This is a genomic window from uncultured Campylobacter sp., from assembly GCF_938039205.1.
In the GTDB taxonomy this organism is placed as follows: Bacteria; Campylobacterota; Campylobacteria; order Campylobacterales; family Campylobacteraceae; genus Campylobacter_A.
Map to the genome: position 1 here is coordinate 31,620 of NZ_CALHVM010000017.1, position 21,730 is coordinate 53,349.

The 21,730-nt window shown below is 43.2% G+C and carries 29 protein-coding genes; 2 read left to right on the forward strand and 27 right to left on the reverse strand.

Going from position 1 to position 21,730, the window contains the following annotated elements:
* Positions 1 to 8: 8 nt before the first annotated feature.
* The 8 genes from Q0394_RS02090 to Q0394_RS02125 form a co-directional block, all read right to left on the reverse strand.
* Positions 9 to 743, reverse strand: a complete 735-nt coding sequence (locus tag Q0394_RS02090; RefSeq protein ID WP_298945347.1) for an amino acid ABC transporter ATP-binding protein — start codon at positions 741 to 743, stop codon at positions 9 to 11.
* The gene (locus Q0394_RS02095) at positions 743 to 1,411 is read right to left on the reverse strand and encodes an amino acid ABC transporter permease (protein ID WP_298085028.1); all 669 of its coding nucleotides are present in this window, start codon (positions 1,409 to 1,411) and stop codon (positions 743 to 745) included. The genes Q0394_RS02090 and Q0394_RS02095 overlap by 1 nt, the downstream gene beginning before the upstream one ends.
* A 6-nt stretch (positions 1,412 to 1,417) precedes the next feature.
* Entirely contained in the window at positions 1,418 to 2,170 is a 753-nt protein-coding gene (locus Q0394_RS02100) for an amino acid ABC transporter substrate-binding protein (RefSeq protein ID WP_298945349.1), read from the reverse strand.
* A 41-nt stretch (positions 2,171 to 2,211) separates the two neighbouring features.
* Positions 2,212 to 2,970 carry an amino acid ABC transporter substrate-binding protein gene (locus tag Q0394_RS02105; protein ID WP_298792271.1) on the reverse strand — a complete coding sequence of 253 codons (759 nt, stop codon included), beginning with the start codon at positions 2,968 to 2,970 and terminating at the stop codon, positions 2,212 to 2,214.
* A gap of 472 nt (positions 2,971 to 3,442) precedes the next feature.
* A complete protein-coding gene (gene proC / locus Q0394_RS02110) occupies positions 3,443 to 4,231 on the reverse strand; it encodes a pyrroline-5-carboxylate reductase (RefSeq protein ID WP_298945352.1) in 789 nt (262 codons plus the stop codon).
* Positions 4,228 to 4,857, reverse strand: a complete 630-nt coding sequence (locus Q0394_RS02115; RefSeq protein WP_298945354.1) for a hypothetical protein — start codon at positions 4,855 to 4,857, stop codon at positions 4,228 to 4,230. Before Q0394_RS02115 ends, proC begins: the two co-directional genes overlap by 4 nt.
* On the reverse strand, positions 4,808 to 5,068 hold the full coding sequence (locus Q0394_RS02120) for a hypothetical protein (RefSeq protein WP_298945355.1): 261 nt from the start codon (positions 5,066 to 5,068) through the stop codon (positions 4,808 to 4,810). The genes Q0394_RS02115 and Q0394_RS02120 overlap by 50 nt, the downstream gene beginning before the upstream one ends.
* A gap of 98 nt (positions 5,069 to 5,166) precedes the next feature.
* Positions 5,167 to 6,426 (reverse strand): glutamate-5-semialdehyde dehydrogenase, encoded by a 1,260-nt coding sequence (locus Q0394_RS02125; RefSeq protein ID WP_298945356.1) that lies wholly within the window; start codon positions 6,424 to 6,426, stop codon positions 5,167 to 5,169.
* A gap of 187 nt (positions 6,427 to 6,613) precedes the next feature.
* Here Q0394_RS02125 and nhaA point away from each other — a divergent pair, with 187 nt between their 5' ends.
* Positions 6,614 to 7,774 (forward strand): Na+/H+ antiporter NhaA, encoded by a 1,161-nt coding sequence (nhaA, locus tag Q0394_RS02130; protein ID WP_298945357.1) that lies wholly within the window; start codon positions 6,614 to 6,616, stop codon positions 7,772 to 7,774.
* A 105-nt stretch (positions 7,775 to 7,879) separates the two neighbouring features.
* The gene (locus tag Q0394_RS02135) at positions 7,880 to 8,008 is read left to right on the forward strand and encodes a hypothetical protein (RefSeq protein ID WP_258031180.1); all 129 of its coding nucleotides are present in this window, start codon (positions 7,880 to 7,882) and stop codon (positions 8,006 to 8,008) included.
* A gap of 87 nt (positions 8,009 to 8,095) precedes the next feature.
* On the opposite strand, the gene Q0394_RS02140 is transcribed toward Q0394_RS02135, so the two are convergent.
* The 19 genes from Q0394_RS02140 to Q0394_RS02230 all read right to left on the reverse strand — a co-directional run.
* The gene (locus Q0394_RS02140) at positions 8,096 to 8,566 is read right to left on the reverse strand and encodes a FixH family protein (protein WP_298945358.1); all 471 of its coding nucleotides are present in this window, start codon (positions 8,564 to 8,566) and stop codon (positions 8,096 to 8,098) included.
* A complete protein-coding gene (locus Q0394_RS02145) occupies positions 8,559 to 9,128 on the reverse strand; it encodes a hypothetical protein (protein ID WP_298945359.1) in 570 nt (189 codons plus the stop codon). Before Q0394_RS02145 ends, Q0394_RS02140 begins: the two co-directional genes overlap by 8 nt.
* Before the next feature lie 106 nt (positions 9,129 to 9,234).
* Positions 9,235 to 9,447: a DUF4006 family protein gene (locus tag Q0394_RS02150; RefSeq protein WP_087581734.1), complete on the reverse strand. Its 213-nt coding sequence runs from the start codon at positions 9,445 to 9,447 to the stop codon at positions 9,235 to 9,237.
* Entirely contained in the window at positions 9,447 to 10,310 is an 864-nt protein-coding gene (locus Q0394_RS02155) for a cbb3-type cytochrome c oxidase N-terminal domain-containing protein (RefSeq protein WP_298945360.1), read from the reverse strand. The genes Q0394_RS02150 and Q0394_RS02155 overlap by 1 nt, the downstream gene beginning before the upstream one ends.
* Positions 10,298 to 10,510 carry a cytochrome c oxidase, cbb3-type, CcoQ subunit gene (locus Q0394_RS02160; RefSeq protein ID WP_298945362.1) on the reverse strand — a complete coding sequence of 71 codons (213 nt, stop codon included), beginning with the start codon at positions 10,508 to 10,510 and terminating at the stop codon, positions 10,298 to 10,300. The genes Q0394_RS02155 and Q0394_RS02160 overlap by 13 nt, the downstream gene beginning before the upstream one ends.
* 9 nt (positions 10,511 to 10,519) lie before the next feature.
* A complete protein-coding gene (gene ccoO, locus Q0394_RS02165) occupies positions 10,520 to 11,185 on the reverse strand; it encodes a cytochrome-c oxidase, cbb3-type subunit II (RefSeq protein WP_298945364.1) in 666 nt (221 codons plus the stop codon).
* On the reverse strand, positions 11,185 to 12,675 hold the full coding sequence (gene ccoN / locus Q0394_RS02170) for a cytochrome-c oxidase, cbb3-type subunit I (protein WP_298945366.1): 1,491 nt from the start codon (positions 12,673 to 12,675) through the stop codon (positions 11,185 to 11,187). Before ccoN ends, ccoO begins: the two co-directional genes overlap by 1 nt.
* Positions 12,676 to 12,767: 92 nt before the next feature.
* On the reverse strand, positions 12,768 to 13,451 hold the full coding sequence (locus tag Q0394_RS02175) for a response regulator transcription factor (protein WP_009294849.1): 684 nt from the start codon (positions 13,449 to 13,451) through the stop codon (positions 12,768 to 12,770).
* A complete protein-coding gene (locus Q0394_RS02180; RefSeq protein ID WP_298945368.1) occupies positions 13,444 to 14,184 on the reverse strand; it encodes a HAMP domain-containing sensor histidine kinase in 741 nt (246 codons plus the stop codon). Before Q0394_RS02180 ends, Q0394_RS02175 begins: the two co-directional genes overlap by 8 nt.
* A complete protein-coding gene (locus tag Q0394_RS02185; protein WP_298945370.1) occupies positions 14,177 to 14,821 on the reverse strand; it encodes a sulfite exporter TauE/SafE family protein in 645 nt (214 codons plus the stop codon). The genes Q0394_RS02180 and Q0394_RS02185 overlap by 8 nt, the downstream gene beginning before the upstream one ends.
* Before the next feature lie 22 nt (positions 14,822 to 14,843).
* Positions 14,844 to 15,962 (reverse strand): glutamine-hydrolyzing carbamoyl-phosphate synthase small subunit, encoded by a 1,119-nt coding sequence (gene carA, locus Q0394_RS02190; protein WP_103570631.1) that lies wholly within the window; start codon positions 15,960 to 15,962, stop codon positions 14,844 to 14,846.
* The gene (locus Q0394_RS02195) at positions 15,962 to 16,513 is read right to left on the reverse strand and encodes a DUF507 family protein (protein WP_002939254.1); all 552 of its coding nucleotides are present in this window, start codon (positions 16,511 to 16,513) and stop codon (positions 15,962 to 15,964) included. Before Q0394_RS02195 ends, carA begins: the two co-directional genes overlap by 1 nt.
* 49 nt (positions 16,514 to 16,562) lie before the next feature.
* Complete coding sequence (locus Q0394_RS02200; RefSeq protein ID WP_298945373.1) at positions 16,563 to 17,003, reverse strand: isoleucyl-tRNA synthetase; 441 nt, start codon at positions 17,001 to 17,003, stop codon at positions 16,563 to 16,565.
* A 248-nt stretch (positions 17,004 to 17,251) separates the two neighbouring features.
* Positions 17,252 to 18,112, reverse strand: a complete 861-nt coding sequence (locus Q0394_RS02205; RefSeq protein ID WP_103651974.1) for a formate/nitrite transporter family protein — start codon at positions 18,110 to 18,112, stop codon at positions 17,252 to 17,254.
* A gap of 183 nt (positions 18,113 to 18,295) precedes the next feature.
* Positions 18,296 to 18,742 (reverse strand): hydrogenase 3 maturation endopeptidase HyCI, encoded by a 447-nt coding sequence (locus tag Q0394_RS02210; RefSeq protein ID WP_021085388.1) that lies wholly within the window; start codon positions 18,740 to 18,742, stop codon positions 18,296 to 18,298.
* Entirely contained in the window at positions 18,742 to 19,086 is a 345-nt protein-coding gene (locus tag Q0394_RS02215; RefSeq protein ID WP_148785733.1) for a formate hydrogenlyase maturation HycH family protein, read from the reverse strand. The genes Q0394_RS02210 and Q0394_RS02215 overlap by 1 nt, the downstream gene beginning before the upstream one ends.
* A complete protein-coding gene (locus Q0394_RS02220; RefSeq protein ID WP_298945375.1) occupies positions 19,083 to 19,907 on the reverse strand; it encodes an NADH-quinone oxidoreductase subunit B family protein in 825 nt (274 codons plus the stop codon). The genes Q0394_RS02215 and Q0394_RS02220 overlap by 4 nt, the downstream gene beginning before the upstream one ends.
* Positions 19,904 to 20,443, reverse strand: a complete 540-nt coding sequence (locus tag Q0394_RS02225) for a formate hydrogenlyase complex iron-sulfur subunit (protein WP_002939210.1) — start codon at positions 20,441 to 20,443, stop codon at positions 19,904 to 19,906. The genes Q0394_RS02220 and Q0394_RS02225 overlap by 4 nt, the downstream gene beginning before the upstream one ends.
* The coding region (locus Q0394_RS02230) for a nickel-dependent hydrogenase large subunit (protein WP_298945376.1) at positions 20,440 to 21,730 on the reverse strand (1,291 nt) is incomplete at its 5' end. The genes Q0394_RS02225 and Q0394_RS02230, both read right to left, overlap by 4 nt.

A 21,730-nucleotide genomic window follows, 5' to 3' on the forward strand; every position in this document is an offset into this window, starting at 1 on the left:
TTTAAATTTTAAAAATCCATCGCCGAAATAAATTTGACTATACGCGGCGAATCGCTGCTGAAAAATTCCTCCGCCGTACCGTCAAATTCGATATTGCCGCGCTCTAAAAATAAAATTCGATCCGCGACTTTGCGGGCGAAGTTCATATTATGCGTAACGATGATGAGCGAGTCGCGCTCCTTGCTAAGCCCGCCGATAACCTTCAAAACCTCCGCCTCAAGCTCCGGATCAAGCGCGCTCGTGGGCTCGTCCAAAAGCAAAAAATACGGCTTCATCGCAAGCGCCCGCGCTATCGCCACTCGCTGCGACTGGCCGCCCGAGAGCCTGCTTGGATACTCGTGCTCCTTGCCCTTTAGCCCGACCTTTTCAAGTAGCGCCAGGGCCTCAATTTCTGCCTGCTCTTTCGGGATTTTAAGCACCTGCACGGGGCCTTCCGTTACGTTTTGCAAAGCCGTTAGATGCGGAAATAGATTAAAGCTCTGAAAGACCATCCCCGTGTGTTCGCGAAACGGCAGCATATCTTTTTTCGAAATTTTACCGGCGAAGCTTATCTTATCGCTTCCAAGCTCAAGCTCGCCGCCGTCCGGGATCTCGAGTAAATTTATGCAGCGCAGCAGGGTTGATTTGCCCGAGCCCGAGCTTCCTAAAATAACCGTAGTCTGCCCGTCTTTAAATTCTAAATTTAAGCCGTTTAAAACGACATTATCGCCGAATTTCTTAGTCAAATTTTTAAATTTTATCATCACACGTACCTTGAAAATCTCTTCTCGAGCCTAGCTTGCAAAAACGTCAAAAACGTGCAAACGATCAGATAAAAAAGCGCGGCTAGCACGTAAAGCGTGAGCGGATCGAAAGTGCGCGCGGCGATGCGCTGAGCGACCATAAACATATCGACCATCGTGATAGAAGCCGCAAGCGAGGTGTCTTTTAGCGTGCTGATAAAGATATTTGAAAGCGGAGGCAGCGAGATACGAGCGGCTTGCGGAGCGATGATACGGCGTAAAATTTGCGTATAACTCATCCCGAGCGCCGTAGCCGCTTCCCACTGGCCTTTGGGCACCGAAAGCACGGCCGCCCTAACGGCTTCGGAAGCGTAAGCGCCGATATTTAGGCTGAAAGTTATGATCGCCGCGCTCCAAACATCGAGCGTAACGCCCACGATCGGCAGACCGAAATATACGATAAAAAGCTGCACCAAAAGCGGCGTGCCGCGAAATATCCAGATATAAAATTCGCTAAGTTGCTTTAAAATTTTGATATTTGCTATGCGCGCAATCGCCGTTAGCACCGCGATAAGAAGCCCCAGCGAAAAGGAGATCGCCGTAAGAGGCAGCGTCACCTTTATCATCGCCAGCGCCATAGGTTGTAGCGAGCTTAGCAAAAGCTCGCTTATGCGGTCAAATTCGTTCATCGCCATCTACCGCGAGACATCTTTGCCGAAATACCTGATCGAAATTTCAGCCAGCTTGCCTTCGTTTTTTAGCTCCTCTATCGCCTTGCTGATCTGCCCCGCAAGCTCCGTATTGCCCTTTTGCACGATAGGTGCGGTATAGTCGGTATCGCTTCCCTCGGCGGCTATTTTAACCGGAGCGCCCGGGCGCTGCTTGATGAAGTCGTAAAATACGATATTATCGCGCACGACGGTATCTACGCGCTTGCTAACGAGAAGCTCCATGCTCTTGCTAAAGCTATCGACCGTGACGTTTTGCGCTCCGTAGCTAGCGGCCACCTTCGCCCAGTTGCTGGTAGCGGAGTCCGCGTTTTTCTTACCTTTTAGATCATCAAAGCTTTTGATGTCGTCGTTATCTTTATGAGTGATGATGGCGCCGTGCACGACCGTATAGGGCTGCGCGTAGTCGTATTTTTTCTTGCGCTCATCGGTAACGCTTACTTGATTAAATACCGCATCGGCCTTGCCTGCATCAAACGCCGCAAGCATCGCATCCCACGGAGCGGTTAAAAACTCGATCTTTAAATTTAGCTTCTTAGCGACTTCGCGGGCGATATCTACGTCATAGCCCTTTAGCTCGTTTTTATCGTCGTAGTATGAAAACGGCGCGTAAGTACCTTCCGTAGCGATCGTTAAAACGCGCTCTTTTATGGTTTTTGCGTTTAAATTTAGCGTAAGAAGCGCACCTAGAGCCAAAATTTTTAGTAGTTTTGAAACCATCTTTTATCCTTTAAATTTAGCTGCTTTTATGCGAGTAAATTTTACTCCGAGATATCTTTGCCGAAGTATTTGACCGAAATTTCTTTTAGCTTGCCTTCGCTTTTTAGCTCGCTAAGAGCCTTGTTTACGTCATTTACGAGCTCTTCGTTGCCCTTTTTTACGATGGCTGCGGAGTAGATCGGCTCATTGCCGCTAGCGGCTATTTTTAAAGGTGCGTTTGGACGCTGATTTATGTAATCGTAGAAAGTCACGCTATCGTTTATCGTCGCATCTGCACGGCGGCTGATGATGAGCTCCACGCCTTTGCTAAAGCCGTCCACGGTGACGATTTGCGCGCCGTATTTTTGCGCGATGCCGGCCCAGTTGCTGGTTGCCGAATGCGCGCTTTTTTTGCCTTTTAGATCCTCGAAGCTTTTGATTTCGTTATTATCTTTATGTGTGACTAGCGCGGCGTAGGCGACGGTGTATGGAGCGGTATAGTCGTATTTTTTCTTACGCTCGTCCGTGATACTTACTTGATTGAACACGATATCGGCCTTACCCGCATCAAATGCCGCAAGCATCGCATCCCACGGAGCTTCGACGAATTCCGCTTTTAAATTTAACTTCTTTGCCACTTCGCGTGCCACTTCTACGTCGTAGCCGGTTAGCGCGTCGTTTTTATCGTGGTAGGAGTAGGGTGAATACGTGCCTTCGGTCGCGATTTTCAAAACGCCGTTTTCGAGAGTTTTTGCATTTGCGCCGGTTAAAAGAGCGAAGCTCGCCAAAGCAAGTAGAGAAGATTTTAGTAGTTTTTTCATTTTTTATCCTTTTTAAATTTATCGTTGGCTATTCATCTAAAAAGGCCCGCGAGTGCGGAGTTGAAAATATCTTTTTAAATGTTTAGCGACCTGCTAAGCACTTAAAGAGATATTCGTGCCTAGCGCCCTAGCTTTTCATTTCGCAACAACACATGTCGCACATATCGTTTTTCATAGCGTACCTTTCGAGTAAAATTTGGCGGTGATTTTATGCAAAAAAAGTTTAAGATAAAATAAATTTATATCAAAATTTTGGATTTTATTTTTTAAATGATATAAATTTTGGATACAAAATCGGCTCAAATATTGACAGGACCGAGCTATAAGTTAAATTTCAAATTTTACGAAAATTAAAATTTTGATTAGAATTTTTAAATTTAACTCGTAATCTAGAACAGGTCGCGTCTATAAGTAAAAATCCACGCCTTTAAACTCTAAAAATCGTTTTTAAGCGTCGACCAAAGCAGTAAATTTACTTAGTGCGCGCCTTTTTGACGCACGCACCCACTGCATCCAACACCGCCGCGCGAAACCCGCCGTTTTCCAGCGCTTTGACCGCTTCTATCGTCGTGCCGCCAGGCGAGCAAATTTCGTCTTTTAAGGCTGCAGGATGCTTGCCGCTTTTTAGCATGAGTCGCGCCGAGCCTGCAACGCTAGCCGCGACGGCTTCGTACGCCAGCGCTCTAGGCAGCCCCTCTAGCACTCCCGCGTCCGCAGCCGCCTCGATAAACATAAAAACATAGGCCGGCAGGCTACCCGCGATGCCGGTAAATGCGGCAAATTTAGCCTCCTCCAGCTCATAAACGGCGCCGAAATTTTCAAATATCTCACGCACCGCCGTCCGCTCGTCCGCACTTAAATTTTCGTTAAAGCACAGCGCGCTAACGCCCTCTGCGATTGCCGCGGGAGTGTTTGGCATCGCGCGCGCGATCTTAGCCTGTGCGCCTAAAATTTGCATGCTTTGCTCCAGGCTAAAGCTCGGGGCGAGCGTGACTATAACCTTACCTCTCGCCACCTCTTTTATCAAATTTAATATACCCTCATACGCCGCGGGCTTGGTCGCTAGCACCGTGATATCGGCCGCCGACGCGACCGCGGCCTCGCTCTCGCAGGCGTTTACGCCGCACTTTTCGCGTAGAGCCGACGTTTTGCTCCTAGCATAGACGAACACACTCTCGCCGCCCAGCCTTTGCGCCAAATTTTCGATCATCGCGCCGCCCATATTTCCGCCGCCGATAAAGCCGATTTTAGGATTTTTCATTTTGCCGCCTTTCTTAGAGCTCCGATTTTGACCGCCTTACCGGCAAGCGCCTCGCGTATCGCGATATTTTCCGCCCAGATGGCACCCGTGACTTGCCCCGGCGTCAAGATATAAACGCCGCCCGTTTGCGCCTCATCGCTAGCCTTAAAGTCGTTGCCCACAACCACCTCATAGACGTCCTTCGTGTCGTTTTCAAATTTTATCGCCGCTTTTAGCGTCGGCGCTTCACCCTGTTTTGCCGCACCCGCGTACTGCTCAAGTACGTTTTTACTAAGCTTGCCGTAGACGCCGCCAAATTCATCCAGATACATCCGCACGGCGCGCTTGTCCGAGTTTTTGCCGCCTTTTTCGCCACTACCGACGCTCACGCTCATCTCGTAGGCGGTCTGCCCAGTCGGAAAGTCCTTAAATTTTGCGTCCGGGACGAAAACACGCACGTTATCCGTTACTACTTTTTCGTCGTGCGTCTGCGGCGTTACGTCCGTTAGCACGAGAGTGGATTTCACGTCCGCGCCTTTGCCTGAAACTAGCGCCGAGATCGGCACGCGCGTGAGCAAGGTCGTCTCGTAGCAACCGCTAAAAACAAATGCCGCGGCAAAAGCAAAGATAAATTTTAGTTTTTTCATCGGTTTCCTTTAAATTTACGCCGATTTTAGCATAAATTTTGCCTTTGCGTACCTGTGCGCCGACTCGAGACGGGTCAAATTTCATCGCCGAAAAAGTCGCCGCGGGTATCGCAAATTTCAATGTTTTATCGCACCACGAAAATGCAAATTTGGTTTTCAAATTTGACTCCAAATTTGAACGTAAAACGATAAGGCGAAGTATTTTTGTCATAGACGAGGCGGATAAGCAAGGGCAAAGGAGCGTATATGTAATACGTGACTACAGCCCGTAGCGAAATCCAACGAAGTATATGACAAAAAGACAAGCCGCTAACGAATTTGCCCGTCTCCGCGGACGACGTATTTATAGGTCGTAAGCTCCCTCACCCCCATCGGCCCTCTGGCGTGTAGCTTTTGTGTGCTGATGCCGATCTCGCCGCCGAATCCAAACTCGCTGCCGTCGCTAAAGCGCGTCGAGGCGTTGGCGTAGACGACCGCGCTGCCCACTTCGTTTAAAAACCGCTCGACATTTGCGTAATCCGCGCTTAAAATCGCGTCCGAATGCCCGCTGGAATGCGCGTTTATAAAGCGGATCGCTTCCTGCGTATCCCGCACCGCGCGCACGGCTAGCACGAGATCCAAAAACTCCGCGCCAAAGTCGCTATCGCCTGCGAGCTTGACGTTTTTCGCGCCTCGCAGCTCCGACCTGCACGCGCCCAGTAGCTGCTCGCTCACGCGAAACTCGACCTCTGTCATTTCGCGCACCAGCTTAGGTAAAATTTCGCCCGCCACGCGCTCGTGTAAAAGCACGCACTCTACGGCGTTACAAACGCTTGGGCGCTGGGTTTTGGCGTTTTTGATTATCCTTGCCGCCTGCTTTAAATTTGCGCTCTCATCGACAAAGATGTTGCAAACCCCAGCGCCCGTCATGATGATCGGCACGGTCGCGTTTTGTGCGATAAAATCTTTTAAGCTCTTGCCGCCGCGCGGTATCAAAACGTCGATGTACTCGCTCATTTTTACCATTTGCGCCACTACTTCGCGTTCAGCGCTCTCCACGAGCTGCACTGCACCCGTCGGTAAGCCAAATTTCGCCCCCGCTTCGTTAAATAAATTTACTAAAAAAATGTTCGAATTTAGCGCGCTGGCACTGCCTCTTAGGATCGCTGCATTGCCGCTTTTTAGCGCCAGAGCCGCCGCGTCGATGCTGACGTTTGGACGGCTCTCATAGATGATACCAAGCACCCCCAGCGGCACGCGCACGCGGCTGATTTGCATGCCGTTTGGATGGCTCCAGCCGCCTAGATTCTCGCCCACGACTTCGGCGAAGCCCGCCACCTCGCGCACACCCTGCGCCATAGCATCGATGCGGGCGTCCGTTAGTCGCAGACGATCGAGCAATGCCGCGCTAAGGCCCGATTTCTCGCCGTTTGCAAGGTCTTTGGCGTTCGCCGCTTTTATAGCCTCTTTTTGCGCCAGCAGCTCGTCTGCTACGGCGTTTAAAATTTCAAATTTAGCCTTGCTACCAAGTCTCAAAAGCTCGCTACAAGCGACCTTTGCGCGCTTACAAATCTCTAAAATTTCATTCATTTTCGCTCCTTAATTTATAAAGCGCCCTCTCTTAGGCGCAAAGAAGTAACAAGACAAAGCAAAATTTAGCGATGCGTCTACCAAATTTTAGCTTTAAATTTGACTTGATTATAGCTAAATTCGCACGAATTTCATGCGACCGCAAAAATACGCTATAATCCTTAAAATTTTATGAAAAGGAAGCAAAATGGGCGGGATAAAAGAGTTTTTAAAACACGAAGCCAGCGGCGGGATTTTGCTGATGATCGCTACGGTCGCGGCGCTACTATGTCAAAACACGTTTTTGAGCGATTTTTACAACGAGTTTTTAAAGACCAAATTTACCGTGAGCTTCGGCGAATACGGACTAAGCAAACCCCTGATCTTGTGGGTGAACGACGGGTTGATGGCGGTATTTTTCTTTCTCATCGGACTTGAGCTAAAGCGCGAAGTTCTGGAGGGCGAGCTAAAAAATCCGTCGCAAATCGCGCTGCCCGCTATCGGCGCAGCAGGCGGCCTGATAGTGCCCGCGGTTATATTCTATCTTTTTACGAAGCACGACTCCTTCGCGCTTGGCGGCTGGGCGATACCGACGGCGACGGATATCGCGTTTGCTTTGGGGATTTTGAGCCTACTTGGACCTCGCGTACCGACTAGTTTAAAAATTTTCCTCATGACGCTGGCGATCGTCGACGACCTTTGCGCGATCGTGATTATCGCGCTATTTTACACGAGCGAGCTTAGCGCCCAAATGCTTGCGGTCGCGAGCGTTTGTCTAGCCGCGCTTTTCGTGCTAAACAGACTCGGTGTAAAGAGCAAGGCGGCGTATCTGATCGTAGGCGCGGTGATGTGGGTATCGGTGCTAAAATCAGGCGTTCACGCCACGCTTGCCGGCGTCGTGGCGGCCTTTTTCATACCGCTTAGCTTTAAAGACGAGCCGGGCAAATCTATGCTAAAAAGCATCGAGCACGACCTGCACGGCTGGGTGACGTTTGGCGTGCTGCCGATATTTGCCTTCGTAAACGCAGGCATCTCGCTGCGAGGCGTCGGACTGGACGAGATTTTGTCTCCGGTCGCGCTAGGCACGGCGCTGGGGCTTTTCGTCGGCAAGCAAGTCGGAGTATTTGGATTTAGCTTTTTAGCGATCAAATTTAAGCTAGCCAAGCTGCCCGAGGGGTCAAATTTCATCCAGCTTTACGGCATCGCCGTGCTTTGCGGCGTAGGATTTACGATGAGCCTTTTCATTAACGGCCTAGCCTACAACGACACGGACGCCTTTGCCTACACCGACAAGCTCGCTATCTTGCTAGGTTCGGTAGTTTCGGGTGTCGCGGGGTTTATATTGCTTAAATTTAGCGCCAAAAACTAAAGCGCGCGCATAAAAGAGTGCAAGATACAGATAGAAACGATCGTAGAAAAGTGTGAGATAAAGGAGTGGTTTTGTATAGTTACTTGCAAGATAGTTGGCATCTTTGTGGATGAAAATTTGTTAAAAGATGAAAAAATCGATACGCAAAAATACTCGCCACTCATTTATAAATTTAAAGAATACGTCACAACTAGCAAGCGTTTGGGCTTAAATTTTGGCTTTAAAGAGGTTTGAGGCGTTTTGGCTGGCTAGAAAGTAAAATTTGCAGATAAATTTATTTGATTTTGACTTTGCAAAAGTGACTTTAGATGCAAATTTAACTTACTTTGTGGCATTAAAATCAAATTTATAATATCTTGTATCTTGCTTGTCGCTTAGCCTTAAAAGTAGCTGCCACCTGCCCTCTTTTAGTCCAACACTCTCGCTTACAAGCTCATTTTCTTGCCATGAGGCGTTTAATGTTTTGTTGTCTTTGTTTGTTTGTGGGCGAGTTAGTAAAATTTCATAGCTAAGGCTTGAAATTTCGCCACTTCTTGTCGTTAGAAGAAATTTAAACTTACCCTGCAGGCCTTTAAATTCTGGCTCAAATTTAAGGTCAAATTTCTCATCAAATCTCGCCTCGCTCTCTTTTATAAATGTGATATTTTCATCGACACTTTGATGACTTTGCATATAAGCGCTATCCATCTCGACTGGGTTGTTGATCGCAACAACGATGGTCGCGGCGCAAGCTAAGATGATAGCAACTATGCTAAGCACGATGCCATAAGGCCAAAAGCTCTTTTTAGCCATTTTTTACCTTTTTGTAAAAGATGATGACGACAAAGAGGCTAATTAACGCGTAGATAAAGATACGTAAGAAATTTAGCGTCGTCTTGTTTGAGCTACCGATGCCGCTTTCTAGTTTTAAATTTAAGCTCTCAGCGATTTGCTCGGCGATATCAGCGTAGCCGTTTAAGATAGCGGCGTTATAGACATCTTTGCCGTTTTTTGAGACCAAAATGGGGATAATGGTGCCTGATTCTGGATTTACACTTAGAATTTGCTCCTTGTTAAAGAGCTTTGAAGTGTTTGTATCGCTAAAAATTTCAACCTTTTGCTTATCTTTTATGAGTGCTAAAAATACAAAAGGAGAGCTTAAATTTTGCTCTTTAAAAAGCGTGTCCAGCTCGCCATCTTTATATAGACCAACTACTAAATTTATGCCACTTTTTTGATAAAGCTCACTGCCGATCTCATTTAGCTTTTGGCTCACTTTTTGGCTTAAAATTCCATCATCATTGATAACAAAATTTGCACCCCAAGCCAAATTTTGCCATAGCAAAATGATAAAAATGAGTGCAAATTTCTTCAAATTTAACCTACAAATAGGTGATTTGGCGTAAGTACTGACCAAGCACAAATGGCGCCTGCGACGACTATTAGCAGGATAATGGCTTTTTCTATTATGCCTAGCATCGCTACTCCTTTACAATGACGTGTTTAGCGTTATCTACGCTCTTCATCTCGATGCTAGCTGCATCTTTTAGTGAGTAAGGCTTGGTTGCGACCTCTTTTTGCAAGCCGATGCCAACGTATGTAAGCACCGCTAGGATAGAGAGCAAAAGCACCACCGCTATTAAAAATCCGCTAATGCCGTTTAAGGCAAAGACATTTCTATTGTTATTTTCCATTATTCGCCCTTTGATAGCGATATGACGTACTCGCCAACTGCGCTTTGCTGGATCTCATTTAGCCTGCCATCATTAAATTTAGGCATAGTGCCGATCGCTCCTTTTTTGCCACGATTTAGCACGTCAGCCACAAAGCTAGCCGAGCCATATTTGCTAAGATCAACCGACATGCCATCCATACCCTTGCCATCTTCGCCGTGGCATGCCGCACAAGCTGCGTAAAGCTCTTTGCCAGTGGCTACTAAATTTTCATTTTTAGTGCTTTTTATCGCGCTTATCTCTTTAGCTACGTATGCTGCAATCGCCTTTGCGCCATCAGCGTCAGCTAAACCTGCTGGCATCTCACCCATAGGATAATCAAGCCCTTTTGAGCCATTTAGTATAGTCTCAACTATGCCTTTTTCGCTACCCCAAATTTGTAAATTTGCAGCCTTGCCGCCTATGCCATCGCCTGTGATGCCGTGACATGCTGAGCACTGCACGAGATATATGCTCTCACCCATAGCGTGAAGCGTCTCTTTGCTTGGATTTGCATACTCTTTTTCAAATTTGGCATTTGCCTCCTTGACCTCTTTATTATACTCGCCGATTTGTGAGTAAGAATTTAAAGGATAGCCTAGTAAATAGTACCAAACCGCCCAAACTAGCGTTAGCAAAAAGACGACCGCCCAGCCAAGTGGGACAGGATTTTTGTACTCACCTATGCCGTCCCAGTTGTGCTCGCTAAGTTCAACGCTCTCATCTTTTTTAACCTTCATCTGCCCAACATACCTACCAGCTACAACGATGGTAAGCACGATGATTAGAGCCGCTCCTATAAGAGCTAGTAAATTTACATTATCTTCTAAATTTAGCCATTGCATACGCTCTCCTTTATAGCCTTGCGCTCTAAAATTTCTCCGCCGATCTCATCATTAAGTGCGAGCTTTGAGTACTTTTCGTAGTTTCTTCTGCCAGTTTTTTCGCTCTTATAAAGATGAAAAAAGTAGGCATACAAAGTGATCGCCAAAAATGCTGTTAAGAAAAAGTAGCCATAAGCTTGAAACTCTCTAATGTTCTCCATCTTACGCTCCTACTTTAGGCTATTTAGATAAGCAATAAGCGCTACGATCTGGCGAATTTCACCTTTTTCAAATGCACTTTTTACCTGCTCATCTTTCATATTTTCAACTATAGCTGCAGCCTCGGCCTTGACGTTAGCATTTGTCTGCTCTAGCGTGCCAAGTGCTGGCATATCTTTTTCGTCATAAGGCGTGTTAAAGACCTTTTTAACCGTTAGCGCTTCAGCGTATGCAGTCTCTATGTCAGCATTTTTCTTAAATAAAAATGGATATGCTGGCATGATCGAGCCTGGCACTACTGAGGCTGGATTTAGCATGTGATTTTCATGCCAGTCAGTCGTTCTATAGTTGCCCACACGCATAAGATCAGGTCCTGTTCTTTTTGAACCCCAAAGGTGCGGACGATCGTATGCAAATTCGCCACTTAGTGAATACATGCCATATCTATCAGTATCTGGTTTTAGTGGACGAATTTGCTGCGTGTGGCAAGTGTTGCAGCCATTTTGCATATAGATGTTTTTACCAGCTAGCTCTAAAACAGTGTAAGGCTTTGTGCCCTCAAGCGGTCTAGCTCTGTTTGCAAAGTCTGGCAAAATTTCAACTATGCCAGCGTAAGCGATGACTATAAAGACGCAAACTGCAAAAAAGAATGGATTTTTTTCTAACCAAGCAAACATCACATCACCTCCGCACTAGCTTTTGCCCCGCCGCCCATTGGCGAAGCGCTTTTTGGCTCTGCTAAGATAGCTTTAGCAGAAGTTGATTTGTAGATGTTATAAGCAAACATCAAGAAGCCAACTAGATAAAGAAGTCCGCCAATAGCCCTTATATAGTAGTATGGGATAAGCACAACTACCGTATCTATAAACGAGTAGAGTAAATTTCCATAGCTATCAGTCGCTCTCCACATCATACCTTGTGTGATACCAGCGATCCACATAGATGCAAAGTATAAAACGATGCCTGTTGTTTGTATCCAAAACTGAGCTTCCATTAGCGACTTTGAGTAAATTTCACGCTTAAACACGCGCGGCGTCATGTGATAAAGTGCCGCCATGATCATAAAGCCAACCCAGCCAAGAGCACCGTCGTGAACGTGTCCTGGTACCCAGTCAGTAAAGTGCGCTAGGGCATTTACAGACTTGATAGAAAGTATCGGGCCTTCAAGTGTCGAGAACATATAAAATGTCGAAGCTAGAACCATAAATTTAATAAGCGGACTCTCTCTAAGCTGCGCCCACTCGCCCTTCATCGTAAGAAGGATGTTTATCGCTGAACCCCATGAAGGCAGGATCAAAACGATAGAAAAGACTGACCCCATAGTCTGCATCCAATCAGGCGTAGCAGAGTAAATAAGGTGGTGTCCGCCAGCCCAAAGGTAGATAAACATCAGACCCCAAAATGAAAATAGTGATAGTTTATATGAAAATATCGGCTGTCCGCTCTCTTTTGGTAAGAAATAATAAATTTGAGCGATGATCGCCACTGTAAAAACGAATGCAACCGCGTTGTGGCCGTACCACCACTGAACCAAAGCGTCGTTTGAGCCAGCATACATAGAGACAGAGTGTAGCCATGAGCCATATCCGCTAACAAGTCTTGTTGGAATTTCCATGTTGTTAAATAGATATAGCATCGCAACGCCTAAGAATGTAGCGATGTAGTACCAAACTGAGATGTAAAGTGTCTTTTCGCGGCGGATACCGATGAGGCCAAATATACTAACACCCCAAAGCACCCAAACCAAAACCACTGCGATATCTAGTGGCCACTCAAGCTCGGCGTACTCTTTAGCTGTGCTCTCGCCCATAAAAAGCGTAACAACAGCTAAAATCATAACAAGCATATATAGCCAAAAGTGAAGCTTGCCGATAAACATCAAAAATGGCGACTCGCTCATCGAGACCTTTAAAACACGCTGTCCGATGTAGTACCAAGTGGCAAAGATGCCTGAGAGCATGAAGCCAAAAATGATGCCATTAGTATGAAGAGGACGCAACCTCCCAAACGCCGAATATTCGCCGGCTATGTAGTTAAGCTCTGGACAGGCCATTTGAAAAGCTATAACTACGCCAACAACCATGCCTATGATACCAAAGAGTATCGTGGCAAACATAAATAGCTTTGCTACACTATAATCATAGTGTAGTAGCTGAGATGGGCGCATAAAATATCCTCCTAGTTAAATTTATATTAATGATTCGTTATTTTAAAGTATAAGGACTATAAAAAAACTTAATTAATATAAATTATCTTTTACTAAGAGATCTTTCGCTCTATTTTATAACCAAGCCCTGGAACATTTTTTATAAAACTACTGCCAACTTTATCTCTGACACGTTTAACAAAGGTTCTAATAGCAGCTTCTGTAACACTTTCACCAACCCAAACAACACTTTTAATCTCATCATGCAATACAAGAGTACCAAATCTTTTTATAAGCAATGACACAAATGCAAGCTCTTTTTTAGTAAGTGAAATTTCAACACCTTCTCTAATTAATACACGTTTAATCTTATTAAAACTATATCCATTTCCAATTTTGATGATATTTGTTGTTTCTATCTTATTTTTTGCAACATTTTCTATAGTTTCTAAAAAATCACCTGGCATGATTGGTTTGATAAGAAATTTATCAATACCAACATCAATAGCCTTCAGTAAAGTTTCTTTTTCACAATGAGTACTCAAAATTATAATTGGAGTATCTTTAGAAATTTCTTTGATGCATTTCGCCATATCAAGACCATCAATAATTGGCATAAAAACATCGGTAATTACCATATTTGGATTATATTTTTTAAATTTTTTCAAACCTTCATCACCGTTTTGAGCTGTAATAACCTTCTCAAAATTATCAATTAATATATCATAAATAATCTTTTTGCTATCACTATTGTTTTCGACTAGTAAAACGGTTAGATTTTTTAAAATTCTACTCATTTACTTTCTCCTTATGTGGTAACTTTATTAAGAAACAGGCTCCATTATCGCTGTTGCCCGCTGTTATTTCTGCGTTAAATTGATCGATTATTTGCTTTGACATATAAAGTCCTAAGCCAGTGCCTTTACTATCTTCTTTGGTGGTAAAATATGGCTTAAATATCTCATCTATCACATTTTTATCTATGCCACCACCGTTATCTTCTACGCTTAGGTAAGCAAATTTTTCATCGCTATCAATCTTTATTTTTATATTTTTATCTTCTATCTTTTGTAAATTTAGTGCGTCTTTTGCGTTATTTAGTAAATTTATGATGACTTGCATGAGCCTGTTTTTGTGACCATAAATTTTTGAGTCCCCTAACACCTCAAGCTCTATATGAATGCCCTCTTTTTTCATCACGCCTTTTACGATCTGTATCGATGCTCTAGCTGCGTCTGCTAGGCTAAATTCTTGCGAAAGTGTGTTTGGATTTAAAAACGAGCTAAACTCATCAGTAGTTTCTGACATATACTTTATGATCTGCATAGCTCTCTCATAAGAGCCTACAAACTCGCCATCTTCGCTGCGTGCTAGCTTTTTCATCTTATATAAAACTAAACTTAGCTCATTTAGCGGCTGCTTCCACTGGTGAGTTATATTTGCCATCATCTCGCCCATCATCGCAAGCTTAGCAATCCTCATGCCATCGCTACTTGAAAGGAAATTTTCATCTAAATTTAAACTAGGCATTTGCTCTATATCCTAAAAATGATAGATAAAGTCCGTTTAAGATCATTATGCAAGCTGAGAGCTTAAACATGATCTCTTTAAATTTCTCTCTTAGTAAGCCAAAAACAAAGCTAGCTAGCAACATCGCTGGTAAGGTGCAAAGCCCAAAGATAAGCATTATCAGGGATGCGTCAGCCACATTTGCGCTTAAAACCCCAAGCGCTAAGAAATAATAGACCACGCCGCAAGGCAAAAGCCCATTTAAAAAGCCAAGCAGTAAGAAATTTGTCAAATTTCTCTTTTGCACGCTTGTTTTTGCCATTTTTACTATAAATTTAAGTGCTTTTTCGCTCTCTACAAATTTTAAAAGCTCGCCCCTAAAAAGCAAGGCGATACCGATAAATGCGATCACTAAGCCAACTATGAAAAATATCACGCCTCTTGCTTGCATACCAAAACTAATGGCTGCCCCAAAAGCCCCAAACAAAGCCCCCAAAGCCACATAAGCAAAAATTCTAGCTATGTTATAAAGCGTGCTTAGCATTAAAATTTCACTCTTGCTTTTGCCTTTAAAAAATAGAGCTTGCAAGCTCAAAAACCCGCTACACATGCCGATGCAATGACTAAAGCTGCTCAAAATCGCAACTGAGATAATCATGTAAAGGCTTATGTTTTGCATATTATAAAATTTCTAAAAACTGCTTAAATATATATTTGCTCTCGTTAGGGCCGCTGCTTGCTTCTGGGTGGTGCTGGACTGAGAAGATCGGATAGTCCTTGTATCTTACACCCTCGATCGTGTTGTCAAACAAATTTCTATGTGTCACAACCGCTACTTCAGCGATGCTCTCTGGCACGTTGTAGTTGTGATTTTGCGTTGTTATCTCGATCGCTTTTGTCTCTAAATTTAAGACTGGATGATTTGCTCCGTGCTGACCAAATTTAAGTTTATATGTCTCGTATCCAAAGGCATTTGAAAGCAGCTGATGTCCAAGGCAGATGCCAAATATTGGGATTTTTGCCTCTATCATTTTTTTGATCTCAGCGATTTCGGCCTTTAAATTCTTTGGCTCGCCTGGACCATTTGATAAAAATACTCCGTTTATCTCACCATTTTTAAATTTATCTATCAAAACCTCAGCCTTCGTATCGTGTGGTACGACGATGACCTCAAGGCCAGTTTCGCATAGCTCATTTAGGATATTTCTCTTTACGCCAAAGTCAAAAACAGCTATCTTTTTGCCGATACTTTTTAGCGGCTTATATGACTTTAAATTTCTATCCCAAGCGCCTTTTTTGTGCTCATACTCATCCATTGCGCTGACTGTTTTTACGTAGTTTATATTTTCTATGCGTCCGCTGCTTTCAAGTCTGCGTTTTAGCTCGTCTTTGTCGCTTATCTGCGTTGAGATGTAGGCCATAAGTGCGCCTTCATCACGTAGCATCTTTGTTAAATATCTAGTATCAACGTCATAAACGCCAAATTTACCCTGCTCTTCGAAAAATTTGCCTAAAGACTTTTGCGAGCGGTAGTTTGAGGGAATTTCGTTGTAGTTTCTCATTATGACGCCACTTGCATGAATTCTAAGGCTCTCCATATCATCTTCGTTTATGCCAACGATGCCGATCTCTGGCATAGTAAAGACGATAAACTGACCAGCATAGCTTGGATCGCTCATGATCTCCTCATAGCCAGTCATAGAGGTATTAAAAACGAGCTCGCCTGCACACTCGCCGTGAGCACCAAAGGCTTTTGCCTCTAAAAAAACGCCGTTTTCAATGTAAATATAAGCTTTCATTAAAGCATTCCTCTTTTTTTAAGCTCATCTTGATACAAACGCTCGAAAATCAGGTCGTATTCGTCAGTTCCAGGGATAAGTTTGCGTTTGTAGTTTTGCATCATCTCATAGACGCTATCTTCTATCTTCTCATAACTTTTTAGATACTCATCTATCGAGCTATAAATGACATTTTTCACGCGGTTTTCTGATACATTGTACTCGACCAAATCGCTCTTCCAGATAGCTTCAAGTATCTTGTGGGCGACATTGCTAAATCTATCTTCATGAGTTAAAATGACGTCAAATTCGCCAGCAAGTTTCTTTTTAACGAGCCAAAACATATTTTTGCGGTCGATTTGCATAGTTTGCATCTCGTCCTCGTTTTTCTCTAAAAGCTCATTTACTCGCTCATCTAGCGCTCTTTCTTTTTGAACATCAGTAGTTAAAATTTCACTTGCTTTTGCTACGATTGGCTCGATACCTTTGTTTAACTTTACAAAACCACAGTTTAAAAGATCTATTGCTATTTTATGTGATACATAAGGTACGTGTGGAAGTTTTATACGCATTTTAAACCTTTAAATTTTTATGCCATTGTAACTAAATAAAGGTAAAATTTTACTTTGAAATTTTAACGACTTTATCATTGTCACTTCTTAGAAAATAAATTTCTCTTCGTCCGTCATAAAGGACTTTGCCGCTTGTTTTTTGCTCGATTTGTAAATTTGAAGATAGATCTATCTCAAGTGGCTTGCTCATGAAATAAGCCTCACCCAAGCTTCGTCCAAAATCAGGATACCAACTGAGTGCGCAAAGCACAAGTAAGAGCAGATAAAAGGCTCTAAAAATTTTCCTAAATGGCGCGTAAAAGAAACAATATCCAAATATAAAAAACACAGGCAAAAGCCACAAAAAAGGCACATTATCCACAAAAATCACATTGAAATACTCGTTTATGCCGTAGTGTGAAAAGTAGTTGTTGTAAATTCCGACAAATAGCGTAAAAATAGGAGCGAGAACAAATATAATGCCAATAAAAAATGCATTAAAAATTTTCATAAGCTCTCCTTTTTTCGTGGGATTATATTAAATTTTAGCTTTATTATTGCTCTAAATTTATTAACTAAGATATTTTAAACTCCAAAATGTCACAAATTTTCAAATAAAACAGAGTTAAAACGATAAATTTTAAATTAGTGTGACATTTTTAGATTAAAAATAAGATGTTTTTTTGAAACTTTTAAGGTAAAAAAGAGAAATTTAAAATTTAGCCTTTGCCATAAAAGCAAAGACTAAAAGGGAGTTTATTAAGCTTTTTTCTTCATATCAAATTTATTAGCCATGAAGCCAACAAGACCAACAAAGAAAAGACCACCGCAGATGTTACCAAGTGTAACTGGAAGCAAGTTTTTGCTTAAGAAATTTGTCCAGTTGATGACATCTAGTTTATCAGCTGTAGTGTGAAGTAAAGCTGCTGCAGCGTTGATATCGCCACCACTTGCTGCTATATAGTGAGCTTTAGAGATGATAGCTTCAGTGATGATAAACATATTTGCAACGCAGTGCTCCATTGAGCAAGCGACGAATGCGCCGATCATCCACATAATGGCAAAGAATTTACCAGATAGGTTGCTCTCGCTTGTCGCAGTCCAGATAGACATACAAACAAAGACGTTACAAAAGATACCACGAAGAAATAGCTCATGAAATGGTGCTGTGATCTTGCCAATAGCTGCTGGCACGAAGTGTTGCAAGATGTAGCCGTCATACTTTAGTGGCAAACCAGAGTAGTAATACATATAAGCGATCAATGCGCCACCAACGAAGTTAAATATCCAAACGATAGCCCAATAGCCTATGGTTTTGCCAAGTGGTAATTTGCCATCATACGCACTAACACCACTTAAAATAGAGCTAGTAAATAGGTGACCGCCATAAAATACAACCATCATGAGGCCGCAGCTAAATGTGATACCACCGATGAAGTTTGAAAGACCGATAGACTGTTTTTCAGCCATACCAACTGTTGAGTGAGCCCAGAAGATATCACCCATTGCAATAGCAGCTCCAGCCATGATAGCAAGGAAGATAATGCTTACAAGTGGCGTATGAGCTTTGTGCTCCATAGAACTTGACACCGCTTGAGCGGTTTCTGCCGGATTTAACATCACGTCTCCTTTTTATTTAACCTTCTTTGATCTATAAGAAATAAAAGCAAAGAAGCAGTGCCAAAGATAGAGATTTGGCGTTAAAATTTAATGTTTAAAGCTTATTTTTACACTAAATTTCAAATCCAAAACGATCAAATTTATCTTTAGCAAACCCCAGATTAAATTTAGCTCTTGCTAAATTTAACCAACTAAATTTTTATCAATCTCTACAATTCTTAAAAAAGCTTTTCTAGCACTTTTTTTAGCCTGCTCGCTTAGTCCCTCTTCAAAGTCAAGGACATTTTCAAGCAAGACGCTAATGCCAAGAAAAAGCGTCTTTGGGCAAATTTTTCGCAAATAGCTTAAAAGCACCGGCGTTGGGAGGTTGTGGGTTGAGTAGATGTAGTCTCTATCGTCACTTAGGTCAAAAAACTCTATCTTATCCTCATCAAAACCACTCATCGCATCGACTACTATCAAGATATCAGGTGCAAATTCTCTAATAGCTGAAAATTCATTCTCAGGCACATCTTGCCCAAAAAAGACCTTCCACTCTTTTAGCTCCTGCTCTACGATGCGGCCGACTTCATTACCCACATCATCATCGCCACGCATAGGATTACCGATGCAAAGGATGGCCTTTTTCATCAAAAGTCCTTCCTAAGCACGATATAACCCTCTTTTAAATTTGCCAAAATTTCTTTAAGCTTACACTCACAAAGCTGTGGCAAGAGTCTAGCGATATGCTCAGCAAAAATTTCAACTTCAAAATACTTGCTTAAATTTCCGATCTTAAATTTCACATATTCGCCTGAGTTTTTGATCATATCGTCAAATTCCTCATCGCTTAGCTCTAAGATCTTCTCGCTAAAATCAATCGTACCAACACCATGTCCCACGCAAGTGGAGAAAATTTTTATCTCCTTTAGCTCGCGTGGAAGCTTCTCGTTGTCGTCCATATGCCTTTTTGTAAGCTTATAAACTTGAATCATCTTTTACTCCAAACCTCGCTATCAACATCGATCGCAAAATTTTTACCAGCTTTTGCGTATTTTAGATAGACGTCATTATGCAAAAGTGCCATACACTCAGCATATCTAGGATCATCTTCTTTTTTGATAGCTGCTACAACCGCTTCACGTGCAAGCTCTGGGTTGTGGATATCTCTTGAGGCTTTGATAGCGTCCATATATTTTTCAAATAGCGTTCTACCAAAGATATAGCTCATCAGCCTTTTACTTTCAGCATGCAAGTCACGTTCAAACAAGATATCGCCCATTACTGACTTCTCAACTGGTGGAGGCGTAGTGCTGTCATTTTCATAGCTTTTTTTGTGCAATTTTTGATCGATGATGCCAAGAGCCATGCCAAGACCGTAAATAACACTTGCTGGGTGTGGAGGGCATCCTGGGATATAGACATCAACTGGGATTATCTTATCTATACCACCCCAAACGCTGTAAGCGTCGTGGAAAATTCCACCTGTGCTACCACAAGCGCCAAAAGCAACTACGATCTTAGGATCTGGAGCTGCCTCGTAAGCACGAAGAAGTGGGTAGTACATCTGTCTTGTGACTGGTCCTGAGCAAAGCAAGATATCAGCGTGTCTTGGGTTTGCTACAAGCTTAAAGCCAAAGCGCTCTGGATCCCACATCGGAGTGATAGCAGCGAAAATTTCGATCTCACAACCGTTGCAGCTTCCGCAGTCGATCCTATAAACGCTAAAGCTTCTTTTGATATTTTTTAAATGCTCTAGCTTTGCAGTTAGGTCATTTGCTGTTTTTATGTCCTCTGGGACTTGATATAGACTCATTTTATAGCCTCCTCAACGCCTTTTGTTAGCCTTTCAGCAGATTGATTTTTCTTGCACTCTGGGCAGATAAAAAGGTACTCTTTTGCCTCTTCAAGTCTGCCTGGGAGTAAATTTGCTGTGCCAAGCTTTTCAAGAGTGAAATTTATAAGCCTTTTTGGCGTAAATGGCTTGCCGCAGCATTTGCAAGTTTGCATCTCAAGCTCGCCTCTTTGTATAAGAGCGCTCTTGTCAAATTTAACCGCAAGCTCAAAGCTATCGCTAAGTCTTACAGCTCCAGTTGGGCAAACCTCATCGCAGCGTCCGCAGAATATGCAACGACCACAGTCAAACTGCCAAACAAGTCTTGTTTGCTCATCGTTCATCTTAAGCTCTATTGCATTACTTGGGCAAGCGATACCGCAAGCTGCACAACCTATACAAAGATCGTATGTATAGTCTGGCTGACCGCGGAAATTCTCAGGCACAATATATGGCTCAAATGGATAGGCGTATGTCGCCTTTCCATATTTTTCTGTGATGTCAAATAACTTCATCATCTTAAATCCTTCTTACTAACCCCGCCATCTTGACAGAATTTTTTAAGGTCTTTTTCTGTTAAAATTTTACTTTTTTTAGTCCTTACATCAACCAAAGTAACACGCTCGGTGCATGAGTAGCAAGGGTCAAGTGAGCAAACGATAAGTGCAGCATCACTTATGTTGTTTCCTCTAAATTGATATCTTAGGCTTGGCCAGTTGTTATATGTCGCAGCCCTACATCTCCAGCGATATACTTTTTGAGCGCTACCTTGCATGATCCAGTGAACGTTCTCACCACGTGGTGCTTCATCGTGACCAAGTGCGAAATTCTCAGGTTTGATCATAGTCACAGGATCGATCATGATCGGAGTTTGAGGCATCATCTCAAAGCATTGGCGGATGATGTGGATAGAGCTTTTTAGCTCTTTATATCTAACCATCTCACGAGCAAAAACATCGCAACCATGCTCAACTGCTACTTCAAATTCTATCTGTTTGAAGAAGTCGTATGGGTGATCGTAGCGGTTATCACGTTTAAAGCCAGAGCCTCTCATATTTGGACCAACTGGGCTAAAGTCACGTGCTATTTGACGGTCTAAGATACCTACACCTTTCCAGCGTCCGATTTGGCGTTTATCTTCCAAAACTGCATCCCAAATTTCTGAAATTTGAATGTCAAGTTTGTTGATGATCTCTAAGCCTTTTTTGATCTCATGGTTTGTCATATCACGTCTTAAGCCGCCCATAACGACGTTACCGTATGTTTTACGTCCGCCAGTTACAAGTTGAGCTAGCTCCATAGAGTACTCACGAACCCTAAAGATATGCATGAAAGCGTTGTAGTTACCAGTAACCTCACAAGCTAAACCGATATTTAAAAGGTGGCTGTGAAGACGCTCGATCTCAAGACAGATGACGCGTATAGCTTGAGCTCTTAGTGGGATTTCAAGCTTGATAGCTTTTTCTGCTGCTTCGATACACGCAATAGCGTGAGCATAACCACAAATTCCGCAAACGCGCTCTGCAAGATAGCCCATTTGATCATAGTTCATTCTGTTTTCAGCTAGCTTTTCCATACCGCGGTGTTGATAGAACAAGCGATAATCAGCGTCGATGATCTCATCGCCGTCACAGAAAAGTCTAAAGTGACCTGGCTCATCAGATGTAACGTGTAGTGGTCCAAGTGGCACATCAACTACTGCATCGCCTGTTGGGAACAAAAACTCAGCATCTGGCTCATCTCTGTGATCTACTGGATCAGGGCGGTAGCGATAATCCATAGCATCTTTTCTAAGTGGGTGAAGT